Origin of the sequence: Streptomyces griseoloalbus, assembly GCA_014650015.1 — a bacterium.
Lineage (GTDB): Bacteria > Actinomycetota > Actinomycetes > Streptomycetales > Streptomycetaceae > Streptomyces > Streptomyces griseoloalbus.
This window is the reverse complement of record BMUD01000026.1, coordinates 62,457-81,897: the sequence shown is the minus strand read 5'-3', so window position 1 is coordinate 81,897 and position 19,441 is coordinate 62,457. Positions and strand designations below refer to the sequence as shown.

Annotated in this window: 21 protein-coding genes; 8 read left to right on the top strand and 13 right to left on the bottom strand. The window is 70.7% G+C overall.

The window, feature by feature from the left end; translation table 11 throughout:
• Positions 1-24 precede the first annotated feature (24 nt).
• From IE178_RS29875 to IE178_RS29860, 4 genes are all read right to left on the bottom strand, one after another.
• Positions 25-1,311 carry a hypothetical protein gene (locus tag IE178_RS29875; protein WP_193514453.1) on the bottom strand — a complete coding sequence of 429 codons (1,287 nt, stop codon included), beginning with the start codon at positions 1,309-1,311 and terminating at the stop codon, positions 25-27.
• On the bottom strand, positions 1,301-1,885 hold the full coding sequence (locus tag IE178_RS29870; RefSeq protein WP_184764516.1) for a DUF6114 domain-containing protein: 585 nt from the start codon (positions 1,883-1,885) through the stop codon (positions 1,301-1,303). The genes IE178_RS29875 and IE178_RS29870 overlap by 11 nt, the downstream gene beginning before the upstream one ends.
• Positions 1,886-2,069: 184 nt before the next feature.
• Positions 2,070-2,711, bottom strand: coding sequence for a DUF6230 family protein (locus tag IE178_RS29865; RefSeq protein ID WP_184764517.1), 642 nt, complete (start codon positions 2,709-2,711; stop codon positions 2,070-2,072).
• 655 nt (positions 2,712-3,366) lie between these two features.
• On the bottom strand, positions 3,367-4,344 hold the full coding sequence (locus tag IE178_RS29860) for a tetratricopeptide repeat protein (RefSeq protein WP_193514452.1): 978 nt from the start codon (positions 4,342-4,344) through the stop codon (positions 3,367-3,369).
• A 232-nt stretch (positions 4,345-4,576) separates the two neighbouring features.
• Between IE178_RS29860 and IE178_RS29855 the strand changes: the two genes are divergently transcribed.
• Together IE178_RS29855 and IE178_RS29850 are read left to right on the top strand one after the other, a co-directional pair.
• Positions 4,577-5,218 carry a TetR/AcrR family transcriptional regulator gene (locus IE178_RS29855; RefSeq protein ID WP_184764519.1) on the top strand — a complete coding sequence of 214 codons (642 nt, stop codon included), beginning with the start codon at positions 4,577-4,579 and terminating at the stop codon, positions 5,216-5,218.
• A 109-nt stretch (positions 5,219-5,327) separates the two neighbouring features.
• Positions 5,328-6,140 carry an SAM-dependent methyltransferase gene (locus IE178_RS29850; RefSeq protein WP_193514451.1) on the top strand — a complete coding sequence of 271 codons (813 nt, stop codon included), beginning with the start codon at positions 5,328-5,330 and terminating at the stop codon, positions 6,138-6,140.
• Positions 6,141-6,156: 16 nt separating this feature from the next.
• On the opposite strand, the gene icmA is transcribed toward IE178_RS29850, so the two are convergent.
• Complete coding sequence (gene icmA / locus IE178_RS29845; RefSeq protein ID WP_184764521.1) at positions 6,157-7,857, bottom strand: coenzyme B12-dependent isobutyryl-CoA mutase large subunit; 1,701 nt, start codon at positions 7,855-7,857, stop codon at positions 6,157-6,159.
• A 78-nt stretch (positions 7,858-7,935) separates the two neighbouring features.
• Positions 7,936-8,268 carry a DUF3817 domain-containing protein gene (locus IE178_RS29840; protein WP_193514450.1) on the bottom strand — a complete coding sequence of 111 codons (333 nt, stop codon included), beginning with the start codon at positions 8,266-8,268 and terminating at the stop codon, positions 7,936-7,938.
• 443 nt (positions 8,269-8,711) lie between these two features.
• On the opposite strand from IE178_RS29840, the gene IE178_RS29835 reads away from it, so the two are divergent.
• Positions 8,712-9,626, top strand: a complete 915-nt coding sequence (locus IE178_RS29835) for a YceI family protein (RefSeq protein ID WP_193514449.1) — start codon at positions 8,712-8,714, stop codon at positions 9,624-9,626.
• A 73-nt stretch (positions 9,627-9,699) separates the two neighbouring features.
• On the opposite strand, the gene IE178_RS29830 is transcribed toward IE178_RS29835, so the two are convergent.
• From IE178_RS29830 to IE178_RS29820, 3 genes are all read right to left on the bottom strand, one after another.
• Complete coding sequence (locus tag IE178_RS29830) at positions 9,700-10,209, bottom strand: MarR family winged helix-turn-helix transcriptional regulator (protein ID WP_193514448.1); 510 nt, start codon at positions 10,207-10,209, stop codon at positions 9,700-9,702.
• A gap of 61 nt (positions 10,210-10,270) precedes the next feature.
• Positions 10,271-10,573 carry an MTH1187 family thiamine-binding protein gene (locus tag IE178_RS29825; RefSeq protein WP_184764525.1) on the bottom strand — a complete coding sequence of 101 codons (303 nt, stop codon included), beginning with the start codon at positions 10,571-10,573 and terminating at the stop codon, positions 10,271-10,273.
• Positions 10,570-10,914, bottom strand: coding sequence for a DUF3817 domain-containing protein (locus IE178_RS29820; protein WP_184764526.1), 345 nt, complete (start codon positions 10,912-10,914; stop codon positions 10,570-10,572). The genes IE178_RS29825 and IE178_RS29820 overlap by 4 nt, the downstream gene beginning before the upstream one ends.
• Before the next feature lie 315 nt (positions 10,915-11,229).
• On the opposite strand from IE178_RS29820, the gene IE178_RS29815 reads away from it, so the two are divergent.
• From IE178_RS29815 to IE178_RS29800, 4 genes are all read left to right on the top strand, one after another.
• Complete coding sequence (locus IE178_RS29815; RefSeq protein ID WP_184764727.1) at positions 11,230-11,862, top strand: AIM24 family protein; 633 nt, start codon at positions 11,230-11,232, stop codon at positions 11,860-11,862.
• Between the two features lies 1 nt (position 11,863).
• Positions 11,864-12,514 carry an AIM24 family protein gene (locus IE178_RS29810; RefSeq protein WP_193514447.1) on the top strand — a complete coding sequence of 217 codons (651 nt, stop codon included), beginning with the start codon at positions 11,864-11,866 and terminating at the stop codon, positions 12,512-12,514.
• Positions 12,511-13,311: an AIM24 family protein gene (locus IE178_RS29805; RefSeq protein ID WP_193514446.1), complete on the top strand. Its 801-nt coding sequence runs from the start codon at positions 12,511-12,513 to the stop codon at positions 13,309-13,311. The genes IE178_RS29810 and IE178_RS29805 overlap by 4 nt, the downstream gene beginning before the upstream one ends.
• Positions 13,312-13,408: 97 nt before the next feature.
• Complete coding sequence (locus tag IE178_RS29800) at positions 13,409-13,885, top strand: MarR family winged helix-turn-helix transcriptional regulator (protein ID WP_184764529.1); 477 nt, start codon at positions 13,409-13,411, stop codon at positions 13,883-13,885.
• Between the two features lie 56 nt (positions 13,886-13,941).
• Here the strand turns inward: IE178_RS29800 and IE178_RS29795 are convergent, their stop codons facing one another.
• Positions 13,942-15,459 (bottom strand): sensor histidine kinase, encoded by a 1,518-nt coding sequence (locus tag IE178_RS29795; RefSeq protein WP_193514445.1) that lies wholly within the window; start codon positions 15,457-15,459, stop codon positions 13,942-13,944.
• Positions 15,456-16,121, bottom strand: a complete 666-nt coding sequence (locus IE178_RS29790; protein WP_184764531.1) for a response regulator transcription factor — start codon at positions 16,119-16,121, stop codon at positions 15,456-15,458. The genes IE178_RS29795 and IE178_RS29790 overlap by 4 nt, the downstream gene beginning before the upstream one ends.
• Positions 16,122-16,237: 116 nt before the next feature.
• Here IE178_RS29790 and IE178_RS29785 point away from each other — a divergent pair, with 116 nt between their 5' ends.
• Positions 16,238-16,999, top strand: coding sequence for a PepSY domain-containing protein (locus tag IE178_RS29785; protein WP_193514444.1), 762 nt, complete (start codon positions 16,238-16,240; stop codon positions 16,997-16,999).
• A 149-nt stretch (positions 17,000-17,148) separates the two neighbouring features.
• On the opposite strand, the gene meaB is transcribed toward IE178_RS29785, so the two are convergent.
• On the bottom strand, positions 17,149-18,120 hold the full coding sequence (meaB, locus tag IE178_RS29780; RefSeq protein ID WP_193514443.1) for a methylmalonyl Co-A mutase-associated GTPase MeaB: 972 nt from the start codon (positions 18,118-18,120) through the stop codon (positions 17,149-17,151).
• A gap of 53 nt (positions 18,121-18,173) precedes the next feature.
• A complete protein-coding gene (locus IE178_RS29775) occupies positions 18,174-19,406 on the bottom strand; it encodes an acetyl-CoA C-acetyltransferase (protein ID WP_184764534.1) in 1,233 nt (410 codons plus the stop codon).
• Positions 19,407-19,441: the final 35 nt, after the last annotated feature.

Here is a 19,441-nt window from a genome sequence, read left to right as displayed (position 1 = left end):
TCCCGGAAGGGTCCTGACGGGCTCTCAGCCGGTGACGTACTGCTGGAGTCCGGGGATGTGCAGGGTCCCGCCGAACTGTCCGGCCTGCTGCACCGTCACGTCGGTGAAGTAGATCAGCGGGATGTTCAGCGGCGGCGGGTGCTCCGGGTCGAACGTGATCGGTATCAGCCCGAGCAGCTTGCCGGAGATCTTCTCGGTGTACATCACGGTGTCGCCGTCGCGGATGGTGGACATCGACCCCTCGGCGGCCTGCACGTGGTGCGTCTTGCCGGACTGCTTGTCCTTGACCGTCTGGTGCAGGTCGCCGATGTCGGTGCCGTCGGAGACGACGTACTTCAGCACCTTCTTGGTGCTGCCGTTGGCCGTGCGCACCTCGACGATGCCCTGGTAGTCGGCGCCCTTCAGCGTCAGTGAGCTGGCGTTCAGGAACCACGGGTCGTCGGGCAGCAGGATCTTGTTGTCGACCCCGCCCTCGGCGTCGGTGGCGACCGGGCAGTCCCCGGGGTCGGCCGTGGACGTCTCGCTGGGGCTCGGCGAGGCGGTGGCCCCGGGGGTCGCGGTCGCCTCCTGGGCGGCTTCCTCGACCGTCTCCTCGGCGTCCTCGGCGGCCTGGGACGCCTTGTCGCCGGTGTCCTTCACGGTGTCCTCGACCGTGTCGGTGACCTTCTCGGTGGTCTCCTCCACGGTGCCGGCCGCGTCCTTGCCCTTCTCCTCGGCGGCGGAAGCGGAGGCGGACGGGGTGGGACTCGCCTCGGTTTCCTTCCCGCCCGGGGTGAGGACGTCCTTGACGGCGTCCCCCACGTCCTCCAGGAGGTCGCGGTCGCTCTTCGAGGGGGCCGGGGCGGGCTCGTCCTGCTCGTCGGGCTCCGGCCCGCCCGCGGTCGCGGAGGGGGTGGGCGCCGGCTCGTCCTCGTCGTCGGAACCTGAATCCGACGAAGGGGACGAAGGGGACGCGCCCTGGCCCGCACCGGGGGAGGCCGAGGTGCCGGGCTCGGCGCCGGCGTCCTGTTCCGGGGTGGCCTTGTCGCTCGCCGAGGCGGACGGCGTGGGCGACGCGGTGGCGTCCCCCTTCTCGGCGCCCTCGAGGGCGTCCAGGCAGTCCTTGTACTCGTCGGCGGTCAGGCTGTTCGCCGGCGGCGCCCCGTCGTTGCCGTCGGCGAGCGCCAGGGTCGGCGTGAACCCCATGCCCATGAGGACCGCGGTGGGCATCGCCGCCAGGGCGATCGCCTTGCCGCTCGGTACGTGGAATCTGGTGAACAGCGGTTTCCTGGGGGCCGCGTGACGCGGCCCGCGCACCTCGTCAGCCGACACGGTGCCCCCCGTCGCGGACTGCGGCCCGGACACCGTCCGTCTCCCCGCCTTCCCCCTTGTCGAAGGGGGCGGCCGGGAAGAGCGGCCCTGCGGCGGGGCTTTCGGGCGCGTCGCCCGGGGCCGCCTGCCCCGTGGGCGCGTCGGCGTCGTAGCGCTCACCCGTCGCCCCGGACGACGGCTTGCCCGGCACCCAGGAGAGGGCGAGAGCACCGCCGATCAGCGCGAGCAGGAAGCCGACCACGAAACCGCCGATGTTGGAGACCACGAGCGACACCAGCGCCAGCAGGATCGCCGCGACACCGGCGAAGACACGGGTGGCCGACTGGAACCACATGGTCAGGCCCAGCGTGACCAGCAGGACGCCGATGATCAGTGACCCCGCGCCGGCGGTCGTCGCCATGGCCAGCGACATGTGGCCCAGCTTGAGCGTGGCGTAGGGGAGGTACGCGATGGGGAATCCGCCCAGCATGGTGAACAGGCCGGCCCAGAACGGCCGGGTGCCCCGCCAGTCGCGGAATCGCAGACGCAACCGGGTGAAGGTCCCGGCGCTCTGGCCCGGAGTCTCGGCACTCATGGAAAAAGCTCCCTGGGTCCGGTGGAAGTACGTACCGGCTCGGCCGTTGGCGTGGAGAAGCCGGAAGTCTGAGTCTGTGAGGTGGCCCGGCCCGTGGGCCGGCCGGGCCGGCGGGGCGGAGAAGCGACGGCTTCCCCGCCCCTGGGGCAGCTCGACTGCCCCAGGACACCCGGTGGCGGAGCCGTCAGTAGCACTCCATCTTGGCGTCCGTACCGAGCCGCATCGACAGCCCGTTCAGCGTGAACGTGCCGGCCGTGGTCGCCCACGCCGTCTGCTCGACGCCGTAGAGGTCGGCCGTCCGCGCCTGCTGGGCGAAGCCACCCGGCAGCACGCTCTCGCCCGGCTTGATGTCGGGGCCACGCGTCTTGTCCTTGACCGCGACACCGATGTCGATGTCCGAGAACGTCGCGTCGGCGTCGAGCTGGGCGACGTCGATGAAGAGGTTCTTGGCCTCGACCGGCTTCTTCTCGTCGTTGCCCGCCTCAAGACGGAGGTAGACCGTCCCCACCAGGGGTATGTCCGTCCTGACCGACTGGCACATCCTGTTGATCGTCGCCTTGTCGAACGACGAGATCGCGACCGGGACCTTGGTCTTCTTGTCACCCTTGACCGAGGTGTAGACCTCGTCGATGCCGCCGTACTGGGCGAAACCCTCGCCGTGCAGGTGACTGGCCGTCACCTTGAACTGCTGGCCGGACACGCTGAACGACGCCGCGAGGGCGCCCTGCGCCAGACCGACACCCACCGCCGCCGTAGCGAGCACGCTGGGCACCATGACCACAGCGAACCGCTTCCATCTGGTCCCGCCACGCACTTGGGACTCCATATTTCCTCCTTCTCGGACGTACATCTCCTGTCCCGACTCGCCGCCGTACCGGCGGCCGCAGACGGGCAGGGATGGGAGAAGTGCTACGTCCTCGGAAAGGAGAGCGCCCGCGCTCGGCGGCGTACGTACGCGCCCGAATCACCGGCGATCACCCCCGAGCGACAACCACTGGTCGCGCCTGACACGCATCACGCACAACCCTGCTGGACAGGCTTCGCCGGGTGGGCGAAGACCCCCCTGTCCGAGAACCGGCGCCACTGCCGCCGGTTCTGCTCGGTGGGGACCCTGGAGTTCCCGCGGCCCGACCGGATGTCGGGGTACGGGAATGGACCGAGCGTCGCCGATCGTGGTGCATTCTCGCCGCAGGCACAAGGGGGTTCGTTACTCGCTAGTAACGGCCGGATAACCGAACAACGACCCGCAGGTCTCGCTCGACGACGCTGGGTGCACTGAAAGGGCCGTACAAAACTATTGATCGCTGGACAGAATCCGACAGATCAACGCCTGCGACTTACTGGCAGTAACAGCGGCCGCGATTGCCAAGTTTTGGCAAAACGCGGCCGCATCGGCCTCCGGGGGCCGACCGGCACCTCGGGCCCCACGGGCCCAGCCGGTCGGCGAACCGGTCGTAACCGGGCATCGCCGCCCGGACAGCTCAGAACAGGGCCCGCGCCAGCGCCCGGCGCGCGGCGATCACACGCGGATCGTCGGCACCGACCACCTCGAACAGCTCCAGCAGCCGCATCCGTACGGCGTCACGGTCGTCGCCCGCGGTGCGCCCCACCGTCTCGATGAGCCGGCCGAAGGCGTCCTCGACATGACCGCCCACCAGGTCCAGGTCGGCGGCGGCGATCTGCACCCCGGCGTCCCCCGGCTTCTCGGCGGCCTCCTTGCGCACCTGCTGCGGGTCCATGCCCTGCACCCGCTGGAGCAGTTCGGCCTGGGCGAGACCCAGCTTGGCCTCCGAGTTGCCCGGGTCGTCGGCGAGCACGTTCTTGTACGCCTGGACGGCGCCGCCGAAGTCCCCGGCGTCCAGCGCCTGGACCGCGGCCTCCAGCAGGGCGTCGTAGGGACCGGCGGGCGCGGCCTCGGGCGCCTGCGCTCCGCCGCCCGGTTCGGCGTCGGGGTCGACGGTGAGGCCGGTCAGGCCGAAGCGCTCCTCGCCGACCTGCACCAGCTGGTCCAGGGTCTGGCGGATCTGCGCCTCGCCCGCGGCACCCTGGAAGAGCGGCAGCGCCTGCCCGGCCACCACCGCGAAGACGGCCGGGATCCCCTGGATCCCGAACTGCTGCATCAGCATCTGATTGGCGTCGACGTCGATCTTGGCGAGGAGGACGCGCCCGTTGTACTCGACGGTGAGCCGCTCCAGCAGCGGGCTCAGCTGCTTGCAGGGCTCGCACCACTCGGCCCAGAAGTCGATGACGACCGGGACCTCGGTGGACCGCTGCAGGACGTCGCGTTCGAAGCCGGCCTCGTCGACGTCGATGACGAGATCGGCCGGGGAGACGGCACCCCCGCCACCCTGCCGGGCCGTTTCGGCGCGCGCCTGCTCCGCCTTCGCCTTGGCCTCCTGGGCCGCCTTCACCGCGGCGAGGTCGACGACTCCGCTCATGGACATGTTCCGTGGCTGCATGCGTCTATCCTCCCCCGTACTGCGCGCGTGTGTGAAAACGCGACGGAAAGCCAGGCCATCGTGTGCTGTTGGGCGCCGGGTCCCCACCCCACGCCGTGGTCGTCGCTCGGGCACGCCGGTCACGCGCGCTTCCGCTACGAGTCGTAGCGTAATACCGGGCGGCGCTCCCCGGACACCGCACTCCGGTGATCTCCCTCACGACCGCACGGTTTCCGCCGGTTATGGTCGTGACATGCAGAGCCGCAGCCCAGCCAGTCGCGCCGGGCGTCCGCGCAGTACCGCCGCGGACGCCGCGATCCTGGCCGCGACCCGTGAGGCTCTGGTCGAACTGGGGTGGTCCAGGCTCACCTTGGGAGACGTGGCGATTCGCGCCGGGGTCGCGAAGACCACTCTCTACCGGCGCTGGGCGGGCAAGAACGAACTGGTCGTGGACGCGGTCGCGGAGCTCTTCGACGAGCTGACCCTGCCCGACCGGGGCTCGCTGGCCGAGGACATCGAGGGCGTGGTGCTCCAGTTCGCCGCCATCCTGGCCCGCCCGGAGGCCAGGAGCGGGCTGATGGCGGTGGTCGCCGAGGCCACCCGCGACGACGCCCTGCGCGAGCGCATCCGCGCCTCGATCGTCGAGCGGCAGAAACGGCTGGTCCTCGCGGGCCGGGCGCGCGCCCAGGCGCGGGGCGAGCTGCCGTCCGAGCCGGACGCCCGGGAGGCGGCCCGCACGGTCGATTTGATCTTCGACATGGTGGCCGGCGCGGTGGTCCACCGCACCCTGGTCAGCGCGGAACCGGCGGACGAGGAGTGGGTGCACGGCTTCACCCGGGTCCTGCTGTCGGGCCTCGCCGCCGCGCCGGACCGGGGTGACCGAGAAGCGCCCTGAACTGCCCACCGTCGTCGGGCAGTTGCTTGCCGTCACCGTGATGCCCTGCGAGGATCGCGATCATCCCCCACCGGGGCACGCGCGACGTCGAGCAGCCAGGGAGCCGCCCATGACCGGGACCGAACCCGTCACCGCACGCATCGACACCTCCAGGCCGCACCCGGCCCGGGTCTACGACTGGTTCCTCGGCGGCAAGGACAACTACCCGGTCGACGAGGAACTGGGCCGGCGGATCATGAGCGTCGACGGAACGGCCCGGCACATCGCCCGCACCAACCGCTGGTTCATGCAGCGGGTCACCCGGTGGCTGGCCGGCGAGGCGGGCGTCCGCCAGTACCTGGACATCGGCACCGGCATCCCCACCGAACCCAATCTGCACCAGATAGCCCAGCGCATCGCACCGCAGTCCCGCGTCGTCTACACCGACAACGATCCCATCGTGCTGAAGCACGCCGAGGCACTCCTGCACAGCACCCCCGAGGGCGTCACCGACTACATCCAGGCCGATGTGCGCGACCCCGGCCGCATCCTGGAACAGGCCCGCGAGAAGCTGGACTTCGGCCGGCCGGTGGCGCTGTCCCTCATCGCGCTGACGCACTTCCTCGGCGACGAGGACGACCCGTACGGGCTGGTGGCGCGGCTCGTCGAGGCGCTGCCCCCCGGCAGCCATCTGGTCCTGTCGCAGCTCACGGCGGACTTCGACCCGGAGGCGGTCGGCCGCGGGGTCGAGATGTACAAGGCGGGCGGCGTCACGCTCGCGCCGCGCAGCCGCGCGGAGATCGCCCGCTTCTTCGAGGGACTTCGGCTCGTGGAGCCCGGACTGGTCCAGCTGACCGACTGGCATCCCGAGCTCGCCGTCGGCGAGACCACCGACGAGAACGCCGTGATCTCGCTGTACGGAGCGGTGGCCCGCAAGCCGTGACCTGCGGGCCGAGGCCTCAGAACCCGGCGGGCTCCGTGTAGACGCCCCACTCGTCGCGCAGGACGCCGCAGATCTCGCCCAGGGTCGCCTCCGCGCGGACGGCGTCGAGCATCGGCTCGATCATGTTGGCGCCGGAGCGCGCCGCCTCGACCATGGTGTCGAGCGCGCCGCGGACCTTCGCGTCGTCGCGGGCGGCCTTGCGCTCGCCCAGCAGCCGCACCTGCTCGCGCTCCACCTCGTGGCTGACCCGCAGGATCTCCAGGTCGCCGGTGACCGACCCGGTGTGGACGTTGACGCCGACGACCCGCTTGTCGCCCTTCTCCAGCGACTGCTGGTAGCGGAACGCCGACTCGGCGATCTCGCCGGTGAACCAGCCGTCCTCGATGCCGCGCAGGATGCCGGAGGTGATCGGTCCGATCGGGTGCTTCCCGTCCGGGTGGGCGCGCAGGCCCCGCTCCTTGATCTGCTCGAAGATCTTCTCGGCGTCGGCCTCGATCCGGTCGGTGAGCTGTTCGACGTACCAGGAGCCGCCCAGCGGGTCCGCGACGTTGCCGACGCCGGTCTCCTCCATCAGCACCTGCTGGGTGCGCAGGGCGATCTCGGCGGCCTGCTCACTGGGCAGCGCCAACGTCTCGTCGAGGGCGTTGGTGTGCAGCGAGTTGGTCCCGCCGAGCACGGCGGCCAGCGCCTCCACGGCCGTGCGGACGACGTTGTTGTACGGCTGCTGGGCGGTCAGCGAGACACCGGCGGTCTGGGTGTGGAAGCGCAGCCACTGCGCCTTCTCGCTCCGCGCGCCGTAGACGTCCCTCATCCAGCGGGCCCAGATGCGGCGCGCGGCGCGGAACTTGGCGATCTCCTCGAAGAAGTCGACGTGCGCGTCGAAGAAGAACGACAGGCCGGGGGCGAAGACGTCCACGTCCAGGCCGCGGCTGAGCCCCAGCTCCACGTACCCGAAGCCGTCCGCCAGGGTGTACGCCAGCTCCTGCGCGGCCGTCGACCCGGCCTCGCGGATGTGGTAGCCGGAGACCGACAGCGGCTTGTAGGCGGGGATGCCGGCCGCGCAGTGCTCCATCAGGTCGCCGATGAGGCGCAGGTGCGGCTCGGGCTGGAAGAGCCACTCCTTCTGGGCGATGTACTCCTTGAAGATGTCCGTCTGCAGCGTGCCGTTGAGCACGGCGGGGTCGACGCCCTGGCGCTCGGCGGCGACGAGGTACATGCAGAAGACGGGCACGGCGGGCCCGCTGATGGTCATCGACGTGGTGACGTCCCCGAGCGGGATGTCACGGAACAGCACCTCCATGTCGGCCGCCGAGTCGATCGCCACTCCGCAGTGGCCGACCTCGCCCAGGGAGCGCGGGTCGTCGGAGTCGCGGCCCATGAGCGTCGGCATGTCGAAGGCGACGGAGAGCCCGCCCCCGCCGTTGCCGAGGATCATCTTGTAGCGCTCGTTGGTCTGCTCGGCGTTCCCGAACCCGGCGAACTGCCGGATGGTCCACGTCCGCCCCCGGTAGCCGGTCGGATACAGGCCGCGCGTGAAGGGGTACTCACCCGGCCAGCCGATCCGCTCGAACCCCTCGTAGGTGTCCCCGGGCCGGGGCCCGTACACCGGCTCCACGGGATCGCCGGAGAGCGTGGTGAAATCTGCGTCGCGCTTGCGCGCGGCGTCGTACCGGGCCTGCCAGCGTCGGCGGCCCTCCTCGATGGCGTCAGCGTCCATCCTTCGAATTTACTAGGACGTCCAAGTAAATGTCGATGGGAGACCGCCGCACGCTGCTCCGTACGGCGGTGAGACGCGCTACGCGACCGCGGGGGCCTTGTCCGCGACCTTGCCCTCCAGCTCGCGGCTGATGCTGCGCTCCACGAAGAACGCGGCGGTGGGGACGGTGCCGGCGAGCAGCACCCACAGCTGCTTCTTCACCGGCCACTTCGCCTTGGACCCGAGGTCGAAGGCGAAGACCAGGTAGACGACGTAGAGCCAGCCGTGGGCGATGCTGACCACCTGCGTGAAGTCGGCCGCGCCACCCACGTCCAGCACGTACTTGCCGATCATGCCAAAGGTCAGGGCGACGAGGAGGACACCGGTGACGTAGGCCATGATCCGGTAGCGGGTCAGCACGCTTCGCTTCATGGAGTCGAGCGTAACGGGCCGTTCCGGGAGATCTTGTCAGGGGTCGGCCCCCTTCGGAGTCCCCCGCCGCGGTCTCACCCCCAGGGCGCGTCCAGGCGACATGTGCGCGGAACGTGTGCAATGTGCACCGAAATCGCGGGGATGCGTGAACACTGCGCTACGGCCTTCGCCGTTTGCCGGAGCGTCACTGCAAAGTAATGCCCCTACACATCCACACATCACCCGACATAACACCGCTTCCCCGAAGACCCACTCGACGCCGCCAGGCGCCCGCGCCGACGCCAGGAGCAGCCACTCTTCCCTTCCGTCGGCTTTAAGATCGATCACAGGCCGCCCCCTTCGTGCCGATGGCCCGTTCCCCGTGCTCTTGACGCTCTTGGCAGCCGCGAACGCCGCGTGCCGTACGGGCCGGGCACAAGCATGTGTGAAGAAAGGTGAACACCATGGTCCTCGGACTGCTGCGGCGCCTGCGCCCGCACGGCGCCTCCGACGCCACGCCGGGCCTCTCCGTCCCCCTGCCGCCCGGCGCGGGGGCGTTCGGCTGCGAGGCCGTCGATGTCCTGGGACAGCCGCTGGGCGCGGTCGAGGTCACGGTGACCGCGCTGGACAGCCACCGCGTCGCGGCCCGCGGCACCACCGACCCGTACGGCTACTACATGGCGGTCCTGCCTCCGGGCAGGTACAGCGTGATGCTGTCGGCGGACGGCCTGGCACCCGTCCGCGAGACCGTCGACATAGTCGCCGGGGCGGCTCCCGCCCCCGCACGCGTCGCGCTGGAGCCCGGGCGCCAGCTGGAACTGCCGCCCGCCGGCACCTGGGTGTTCGACCCTCCGCACACCGCGATCCGGTTCATCGCCAAGCACGTGGGCATGGCTCATGTCCACGGCCGCTTCACACGGTTCGAGGGCGGCATCCGGGTCGCGGAGAACATGAGCGACTCCCAGGTCTCGGTGCGCATCGACGCCTCCAGCATCACGACGGGCAACCAGACCCGCGACAACCACCTGCGGTCGGCCGACTTCCTCGACGTCGAGAACTATCCGTACATCGACTTCACCAGCACTCGGTTCGCCTACCACGGCGGCTCCAAGTGGACCGTGCACGGCACCCTCACGATGCACGGCACGAGTCGCTCGGTGGGCCTCGACACCGAGTATCTCGGCACCGTGAACGGCGGCTACGAGCAGGAGCTGCGCTGCGCCGCCCTCGCGAAGACCGAACTGCACCGCGAGGACTTCACCCTCAACTGGCGTTCGATGCTGGCCCGCGGGATCGCCGTCGTCGGACCGACGGTCCAGCTGGCGCTCGACGTACAGGCCATGTACCGGACCCACGACACACCGACCCCGCCCCACTAGGGCCGATGACGAGTGGCGGCGCGGCCCGGCAGCACCACGAGCGGCATCTCCGGGTCGACCGCCGCGGCGGTCCTCAGTCCTCCTCGAAGTCCCCCGCCGCCACTCGCAGCGGGCGGAGCATGGCGAAGAGCTCGGCGCATTCCTCGGCGTCGTAGGCGCCCAGGCCGAAGTCCATCGCCATCAGGTCGTGGGTGGCCGCCTCGACCACCTCGCGGCCCTTGTCGGTGATGGTCGCCAGGGTGCCCCGGCCGTCGTTGGGGTTGGGGCGCTTGGCCACCAGACCCGACCGCACCAGCCGGTCCACGGTGTTCGTCACCGAGGTGGGGTGCACCATGAGCCGCTCGCCGATCTTGGACATCGGCAGCTCACCGGACTTGGAGAAGGTCAGCAGCACCAGCGCCTCGTACCGCGCGAACGTGAGCCCGTAGGGCTTGACGACCGCGTCGACCTCGGCCAGCAGGATCTGGTGCGCCCGCATGATCGAGGTGATCGCGGCCATCGGCGGCACGTTTCCCCAGCGCTGCTTCCAGAGCTCGTCGGCGCGGGCGATGGGATCGAACGAGAGACTGAGGGGCTTCGGCACGGACCAGACCCTACCGGCCGGTCATATGTCGGTCAGCCCCGTCTCGCCCATCGGTCCGCGGTCATCCGTCGGGCTGCGCCAGGTGACGTTCGACCGTGTCCACCTTGGAGGTGAGACCGTCCTCCACGCCCGGGCGGATGTCCGCCTTGAGGACCAGGGAGACGCGCGGAGCACGGGCCTCCACGGCGGCCACGGCACGCTTCACCACGTCCATGACCTCGTCCCACTCACCTTCGACGGAGGTGAACATGGCGTCGGTGCGGTTCGGCAGCCCGGACTCGCGGACCACCCGCACGGCGTCGGCGACGTACTCCCCCACGTCCTCGCCGACGCCGAGCGGCGTCACGGAGAAGGCGACGATCACGCGTTCACGACCCCTTCGGTGCGGGCGCGGGAGGCGATCACCGCGTCCTCGGCCTCACGCTTGAGCCGGCGGTCGGCGAAGAAGCCGCCGGTGGGCAGGACCGACATCAGGAAGTAGAAGGCGGCGGTCTTCAGCGGCCACTTGGCGCGGTTCCAGGCGTCGGCCCAGAAGAGCACGTACAGGACGAAGAGGAAACCGTGGACCGCGCCCATCACCGGTACGGCGTTGAACTCCGTGGTCCGCTTCAGGACCGAGCAGACGAGCAGCAGGAGGAAGGAGATCGCCTCGGGGCCCGAGACCAGGCGGAGGCGGCGGAGGGCGGTGGCGGTCTTGATGTCCACGGGTCACCTTCGATGGGAGAGACGTCGGCGTCGACGGGTCGGACGGCTTGTGAACACACGCACAAGCGCGCGTCCATTGTGGCAAACCCCGTTCACGATCACGGGAGGGGGTCCGTAAGGGCCCATCGGGGTCCGTAGGGGTCCGCAGGGGTCCATCGGGGTCCGCAGGGGTCCATCGGGGTCCGCAGGGGTCCATCGGGGTCCGCAGGGGTCCATCGGGGTCCGCAGGGGTCCATCGGGGTCCGATCAGGGTGCGACTCCACCCACAGGATCTGTCGGCGGGGCAAAGAGGCCGCTACCGTCGCAAGCGTGGCGATGTTCCGACTTCAGAGCAGCAAGGTGCTCGCCGTCGACATGACCGGGGATGCCGTGAAGGCGAAGAACGGCTCCATGGTCGCGTACGACGGCGACATGGCCTTCAAGAAGCTCAGCGGCGGCGGTGAGGGCATCCGGGGGATGGTGACCCGGCGGCTCACGGGTGAGCAGATGACACTGATGGAGGTGAAGGGGCACGGGACCTGCTGGTTCGCGGACCGGGCCTCCGAGATCAATCTGGTGGGTCTTCAGGGGGACAAGCTCTACGTGGAGGCCAGCAACCTGCTGGCGACCGACGGCGCCCTGCGCACCGGGACCGGTTTCACCGGTCTGCGCGGGGCCTCGCAGGGCAACGGACTGTTCACCACCACGATCGAGGGACACGGCCAGGCGGCCGTCATGTCGGACGGGCCGGCCGTGCTGCTCCGGGTCAGTCCGCAGTACCCGCTGACGGTCGACCCCGGCGCCTATGTGGCGCACCAGGGGAACCTGCGGCAGTCCTTCCAGTCCGGTGTGACGTTCCGCACGTTGCTCGGCGAGGGCGGCGGCGAGGCCTTCCAGATCCGGTTCGAGGGCGACGGGCTGGTCTACGTGCAGCCCAGTGAGCGGAACACGATCGCGGGGGACGTCTGACATGGCCTTCCGGGAGATCAACGCGAAGATGGTCGAGGCGACCGTGGCGCCGGGGCAGCGGCTGTTCAGTCAGCGCGGCGCGATGCTCGCGTACAAGGGGGACGTCACCTTCACCCCCAACATGGCGGGCGGCCGGGGCGGACTGGTGTCGATGATCGGCCGTCGGGTGGCCGACGAGGACACGCCCCTGATGACCGTCGAGGGCAGCGGCACCGTCCTGTTCGGGCACGGCGGCCACCAGGTCCAGGTGATCGAACTCGCCGGGGACACGCTGTACGTCGAGGCCGACCGGCTGCTGGCCTTCGAGGGCACGCTGGAGCAGGGCACGGTGTTCCTCGGATCCCAGGGCGGGGTGATGGGCATGGTCCGGGGACAGGTGTCCGGGCAGGGCCTGTTCACCACCTCGCTGAAGGGACACGGCTCCGTCGCCGTGATGGCGCACGGTGGGGTGATCGAGGTCCCGATCACCCCGCAGCGGCCGGTGCGCGTCGACCCGCAGGCCTATGTCGCCCACCACGGCGACGTCCGCAACAAGCTGTCCACCGCCCTCGGCTGGCGGGACATGGTGGGCCGCGGCTCCGGCGAGGCGTTCCAACTGGAACTGAGCGGAAGCGGTGCCGTGTACGTGCAGGCCTCGGAGGAGAAGCTGTGAGCACCTACGCGACCCCCGGCGCCGGACCCACGGTCTTCGACCCGGTGACGCTGCCGTCCGACGACAACGTCGATCACTACACCTTCTGCGTGGAGCTCAAGGGCACCCAGTGGTTCATGCAGAAGGGGAAGATGATCGCCTACTACGGCTCGATCGAGTTCAACGGCATCGGGCACGGCCGGCTCGACCGCCTTGTCCGCACGTCGTTCCATTCGCCACTGCACGCGAGCGACTGGGTCGTGGCGGAGGGCTCGGGCAAGATGCTCCTCGCCGACCGGGCCTTCGATGTGAATTCGTACGACCTCGAGGACGGCAACCTGACCATTCGCTCGGGCAATCTCCTCGCTTTTCAGCCAAGTCTGTCGCTCAAGCAGTCGATCGTGCCCGGTTTTCTGACGCTGATCGGAACCGGGAAGTTCGTCGCCGCGTCGAACGGTCCGGTGGTGTTCATGGAACCTCCCATCCGGGTGGACCCGCAGGCGCTGGTCGGATGGGCGGACTGCCCCTCTCCGTGCCATCACTACGACCATGGCTACCTGACCGGCGTAATGGGCGGCCTACGTGCGATGACGGGCCTCGGCGGGGCATCCGGCGAGGAGCACCAGTTCGAGTTCGTCGGGGCCGGCACGGTCCTGCTCCAGTCCTCGGAGGCGCTGATGGCGGAGCAGGCCACGGGGGTCGCACCAGGTGAGCCCGGGGTACCCGGGGGCGGGGTGCCCGGGGGGCACGGTCAGCCGTCCGGGGCACCGCGCCTTCCCGGACAGCTGGGAGACCTCCAGCGTCGCTTCGGGCTGTGAGCGGTAATGTGCGGGGTGTGACATCGAACGCCTGCACGTGACGTCACACGGTAGCCTCATTAGTTCGCCTTTCAACTTCCTTAGGTAGACTTCATTCATGGAGACCGAGACAGCCACCCGCTGGCTGACCAATGCGGAGCAGTGCGCCTGGCGCACCCACCTGGAGGTCAACAGGCTGTTGACGTACCAGCTCGAGAAGGATCTGCAGCCGTTCGGCCTGACAATGAACGACTACGAGATCCTGGTGAACCTGTCCGAGTCGGAGGACCGGCGGATGCGGATGAGCGACCTGGCCTCCGCCACGCTTCAGTCCAAGAGCCGTCTCTCGCACCAGATCACCCGCATGGAGAACGCGGACCTGGTCCGGCGCGAGAACTGCGAGTCCGACCGCCGCGGCCTGTACGCGGTCCTGACCGAGCACGGCATGGAGACCATGCAGAAGGTCGCCCCCCATCATGTGGCGTCCGTGCGGCGGCACTTCATCGACCTGCTCCCTCCCGAGGCACTCACCGAACTCGACAAGGCCCTCAAGCCCATCGCCGAGCATCTGCGCGGGCAGCGGGGACGCCACTGATTCCCCGGCGCCCCGGCGGCACCCGACCCCTGAGGTCATGACCGGGGCCCGGCGTCCTACCCGGCGAGCGGCAGGCGGAGTTCGAACAGGGCTCCGCCGGCCGGCGCCGCACCCGCCGTGAGCGTCCCGCCGTGCCGTACGGCGACGTCCCTCGCGATCGCGAGGCCCAGCCCGGCGCCGCCGTCGTCGCGGCTCCGGGCGGCGTCCAGCCGTACGAACCGCTCGAAGATCCGCTCCCGGTCGGCCTCGGCCACCCCGTCGCCGTCGTCGGCCACCTTGAGCACCGCCCACGTGCCCTCCCGCCGTACGGTCACGGTGACCCTCTCGCGGGCGTGCCGACGGGCGTTGTCCAGCAGGTTGGCGAGCACGCGGCCGAGCTGCCCCCGCGATCCGGTCACCTCGGCCGGCTCCGCGTCCACCGTCACGCCCGTACGGCCCGTGGCCTCCTCGCGGGCCAGCGCGGCCAGGTCGACCGGGGTGCCGGCGGGCCGCTCCCCCGCGTCCAGCCGGGCCAGCAGGAGCAGATCGGCGGCGAGGTGCTGGAGCCGCACGGTGTCCTCGACGGCGCCGTCCAGATCGAGCAGCTCGGGGTGGGCGGCGGCCACCTCCAGTTGGGTGCGCAGGGACGCGATCGGGCTGCGCAGCTCGTGCGAGGCGTCGGCGACGAACCGCCGCTGCCGTTCCACGGACGTCTCCAGTGCGGCGAGCGTCTCGTTGGTGGTGCGGGCGAGACGGGCGATCTCGTCGTGCGTGGCCGGTTCGGGGACGCGGCGGGCCAGGTCCTCGGAGGCGGTGATCGCCGCCATCTCCCGCCGGATGCCCTCCACCGGGCGCAGGGCACGCCCGGTGACCAGCCAGGTCACGCCGCCGACCACGCCGAGCAGCAGGGGGAGGCCGATGAGCATCACGGTCAGCGAGGTGTTCACGGCGCTGTGCTCGGCGGCGAGCGGGGCGCCCGCGTGGACGGTGAGGCGGCCACGGTCGTGGGTCTCGACCTCGACGGCGGCGAAGCGGTAGTCCTCCGCGTCGCCGTCGATCGTCGCGGAGCCGTTGCTGAAGGTGGTCTCGCGGGCGATCTCCCCCGGGGCCAGGGACTCTCCGGAACCTTCGGAGTCGTCGGAGTCGTCCGCGTCGTCCGCGTTGTCGCCGTCACCGGCGTCACCGGCGTCACCGGCGTCACCGGCATCGTCGGAGCCGTCGGAGTCGTCGGAGTCGTCCGCGTCATCGTCGTCCCCCGGAGCCGGGGCGGACGGCTGTGGCGTCACCTCGGTGGTCGCCGTACCGGTGATCCGCCGCAGGTCCTCGCTCGCCGCGACGAGCTTGCGGTCCTCGTCGACGATCTGCACCGGGCCGTCGTCGCCGTCCAGCCCCGACAGTGTGTCGTAGGGCGTCCGGGCGGCGAGTTCGGAGGCGACCGCCCGCGCGGAGCGCTCCGCCTGGGTGCCCGCCTCACCGATCAGGTTGGAACGCAGCGACAGCAGCACGGCGGTGCCTGCCGCGACGAGGGCCACGGCGACCACGAGGGTGGCACCGAGCGTCGCCCGCGCGCGGACGGAACCGAACAGCCGGCTCATGGCGCCGTCTCCAGCCGGTACCCGGCTCCGCGCACCGTCCGGATCAGCCCGGCGCGCAGCTTGCGGCGCAGGGCGCTGACGTAGACCTCGACGATGTTCGGGTCGCCCTCGTAGGCGAAGTCCCAGACGTGCTCCAGGATCTCGGCCTTGGACACCACCTCCCCTGCCCGCAGCACCAGTTGCTCCAGCACCGAGAACTCCTTGGCGGTCAGCGCCACTTCGGCCTCGCCCAGGAACACCCGGCGGGCGGCGGTGTCCACCTTGAGGTCGCCGTGCACATGCACCGGGGAGGCCCCGGCGCCCTGACGGCGGCGCAGCAGCGCCTTGATCCTGGCGACGAGGACGACGTACGAGAACGGCTTGGTGAGGTAGTCGTCGGCGCCCGTGTCCAGGCCCTCGGCCTCGTCGTACTCACCGTCCTTGGCGGTGAGCATCAGGATCGGCACATCGTGTCCGGCGGCACGCAGGGCGGCACAGACGCGGTACCCGTTCATGCCGGGCAGCATGATGTCGAGGACGAGGAGGTCGTACGTCCCCTCGGTGGCCCGGTGCAGGCCCTCCCGGCCGTCGTGGACGACGTCCACGGCGTAACCCTCGGCGGTCAGACCCTTCGCGAGCGACAGGGCCAGCCGCTTCTCGTCCTCCACGATCAACAGGCGCATGTCGTCCAGGGTCGCAAAACGAAGCTGAAGATCCCTTCAGGGGGCTTCAGCTTCTCCTCAGCGTCGGTCGGCGAGATTGAAGGCGTCGAAAACGAAACGGCTCGGGAGGAACCAGCATGAAGCGCAACATCGTGATCGCCGTCGTGACGGCCGCGGCCCTCGTCGGTGGGGGTACGGCGACGGCCCTCGCGGTCTCGGGGGACAACGGCGGGACGACGCCGGTGGCGCAGACGGAGACCCGGGTGGGGGACGACGACGGGCGGGACGACGACGGGCGGGACGACGACGGGCGGGACGACGACGGGCGGGACGACGACCGGGGGCGTGAGGACGCCGACGATCAGGGCGACGACCGCAACGACGTCCGGGGCGACGACCGCGACGACCGCGACGACGATCGGGCCGTCTCCGGTGGCGTGACCGCTGCCGACGCCATCGCCGCCGCGCTGAAGCACACGCCGGGCACCGCCGTCTCCGCCGAGCTGGACGACGACGCGGACGACGCGGACGACGCGGACGACAACGGCGGCAGGGCCGCCTGGGAGGTCGACGTCCTCGGCGGCGGCGACACCTGGTACAGCGTGCGGGTCGACCCGACGACCGGAAAGGTGCTGAGCGCGCACCAGGACGACGAGGACGACGCCGGCGAGGTGCGGGCCGCGCTGAAGGGGACGTCGGTGACCGCGCAGGAGGCCGCGCAGCTGGTGGCCGCCAAGGGCACGGTGGTCTCGATCGACCTGGACGACGACGATGACCGGGGCTGGGAGGCGGAGACGGTCGCCTCCGGCGGCGGGGAGAAGGACTGGCGCGTGGGGCTGGACGGCGCGGGCGTCAGTGCGGAGCGGGGTGACGACTCCGACGGCTCCGACGACGACTGATCGTACGGGTGTGGTGGGTGGGGCGGTGTGGGGTTCTCGCCCCAGCCGCCCCTTCCCTTCCCTTCCCGTCCCCGGGGGCTGCCGCCCCCGGACCCCCGCTTCGGCCCTGAACGGGCCTCGTCCTCAAACGCCGGACGGGCTGAATCTGCTCAGCCGCCGGACGGGCCGGTGGACGTCAGGCCCGTCACCAGTTCGTCCGCCGCGCGGTACGGGTCCAGGTCGCCTGCGATGATCCGTTCCGCGAGGGCGCCGAGGCGGCGGTCTCCGTGGAGGTCGCCGATGCGTTCCCGCAGGGCCGTGACCGCGATGGTCTCGACCTCGCGGGAGGCGCGGGCCAGCCGGCGCTCCGTAAGGACGCCCCGCTCCTCCATCCAGGCCCGGTGCTTCTCCAGGGCCTCGACGACCTCGTCGACGCCCTCCGCGCGCGCGGCGACCGTCTTGACGATCGGGGGGCGCCAGTCGCCGGCGGCGCGTGACTCGCCGAGGCCCAGCATGTGGTTCAGCTCGCGGGCGGTGGCGTCCGCGCCGTCGCGGTCGGCCTTGTTGACGACGTAGACGTCGCCGATCTCCAGGATTCCGGCCTTGGCCGCCTGGATGCCGTCGCCCATGCCGGGGGCCAGGAGGACGACGGAGGTGTCGGCCTGGGAGGCGATCTCCACCTCCGACTGGCCCACCCCGACCGTCTCGACGAGGATCACGTCGCAGCCCGCCGCGTCCAGGACGCGGATGGCCTGCGGGGCGGCCCAGGCGAGGCCGCCCAGGTGGCCGCGGGTCGCCATGGAGCGGATGTAGACGCCGGGGTCGGAGGCGTGCTCCGACATCCGGACGCGGTCGCCGAGCAGGGCGCCGCCGGAGAACGGGGAGGACGGGTCGACGGCCAGGACGCCGACCCGCCTTCCCTGTTTGCGGTACGCGCTCACCAGCGCCGAGGTGGACGTCGACTTGCCGACGCCCGGGGAGCCGGTGAGGCCGACCACGTACGCGTTGCCGGTCAGCGGCGCCAGGGCCGCCATGACCTCCCGGAGCTGCGGGGACGCCCCCTCCACCAGGGAGATCAGCCGGGCCACGGCCCGCGGCCTGCCCTCCCTGGCCTGGGCCACCAGAGTGGAGACGTCCTGCATCACAGCTCCGTTCAGATCCGTTCGGAAGTAAGGTCCGGCGACGACAGCCGGATTCAGGCCTTGGGTACCCGCACGATCAGCGCGTCACCCTGACCGCCGCCACCGCACAGCGCCGCCGCGCCGACACCGCCGCCGCGCCGCTTCAGCTCCAGCGCCAGGTGCAGCACGAGCCGCGCGCCGGACATGCCGATCGGGTGACCCAGCGCGATGGCACCACCGTTGACGTTCACCTTTTCGGTGGAAACGCCGAGGTCCTTCATTGACTGCACGGCGACCGCGGCGAACGCCTCGTTGATCTCGATGAGGTCGAGGTCGGACACCTCCAGGCCCTCCTTCTCGAGGGCGTGCCGGATCGCGTTGGAGGGCTGCGACTGGAGGGAGTTGTCGGGGCCGGCCACGTTGCCGTGGGCGCCGATCTCGGCGATCCAGTCCAGGCCGAGCTCCTGCGCCTTGGCCTTGCTCATCACGACCACGGCCGCCGCACCGTCCGAGATCTGCGAGGAGGAGCCGGCCGTGATGGTGCCGCCCTCGGTGAAGGCGGGGCGCAGCTTGCCGAGGGACTCGGCGGTGGTGTCGCCGCGGATGCCCTCGTCCTGGCTGAAGAGCACCGGGTCGCCCTTGCGCTGCGGGATCTCGACCGGGGTGATCTCGGCCTCGTAGACGCCGTTCTTCTGCGCGGCGGCGGCCCGCTGGTGGGACAGGGCGGCGATCTCGTCCTGCTCCCGGCGGCCGAGGCCGAGGCGGGTGTTGTGCTTCTCCGTGGACTCGCCCATGGCGATGTTCTCGAAGGAGTCGGTCAGGCCGTCGTACGCCATGGCGTCGAGCATCTGGACCGCGCCGTACTTGAAGCCCTCGCGGGACTTCGGCAGCAGGTGCGGGGCGTTGGTCATGGACTCCTGGCCGCCGGCGACGACCACGTCGAACTCGCCGGCCCGGATCAGCTGGTCGGCCAGCGCGATCGCGTCGAGGCCGGAGAGGCACACCTTGTTGACGGTGAGCGCCGGGACGTTCATCGGGATGCCGGCCTTGACGGCGGCCTGGCGTGCCGGGATCTGCCCCGCCCCGGCCTGGAGCACCTGCCCCATGATCACGTACTGGACCTGGTCGCCACCGATCCCCGCACGGTCGAGGGCGGCCTTGATCGCGAAGCCGCCGAGGTCGGCTCCGGAGAAGGACTTCAGAGAACCGAGCAACCGCCCCATCGGGGTGCGGGCGCCCGCGACGATGACGGACGTCGTGCCGTTCGTTGTAGATGACACGGAAGATGCGCTGGATGCAGATGACATGAGCTGCGGTCCCCTTCCGGCTGCACAGCCGAGGA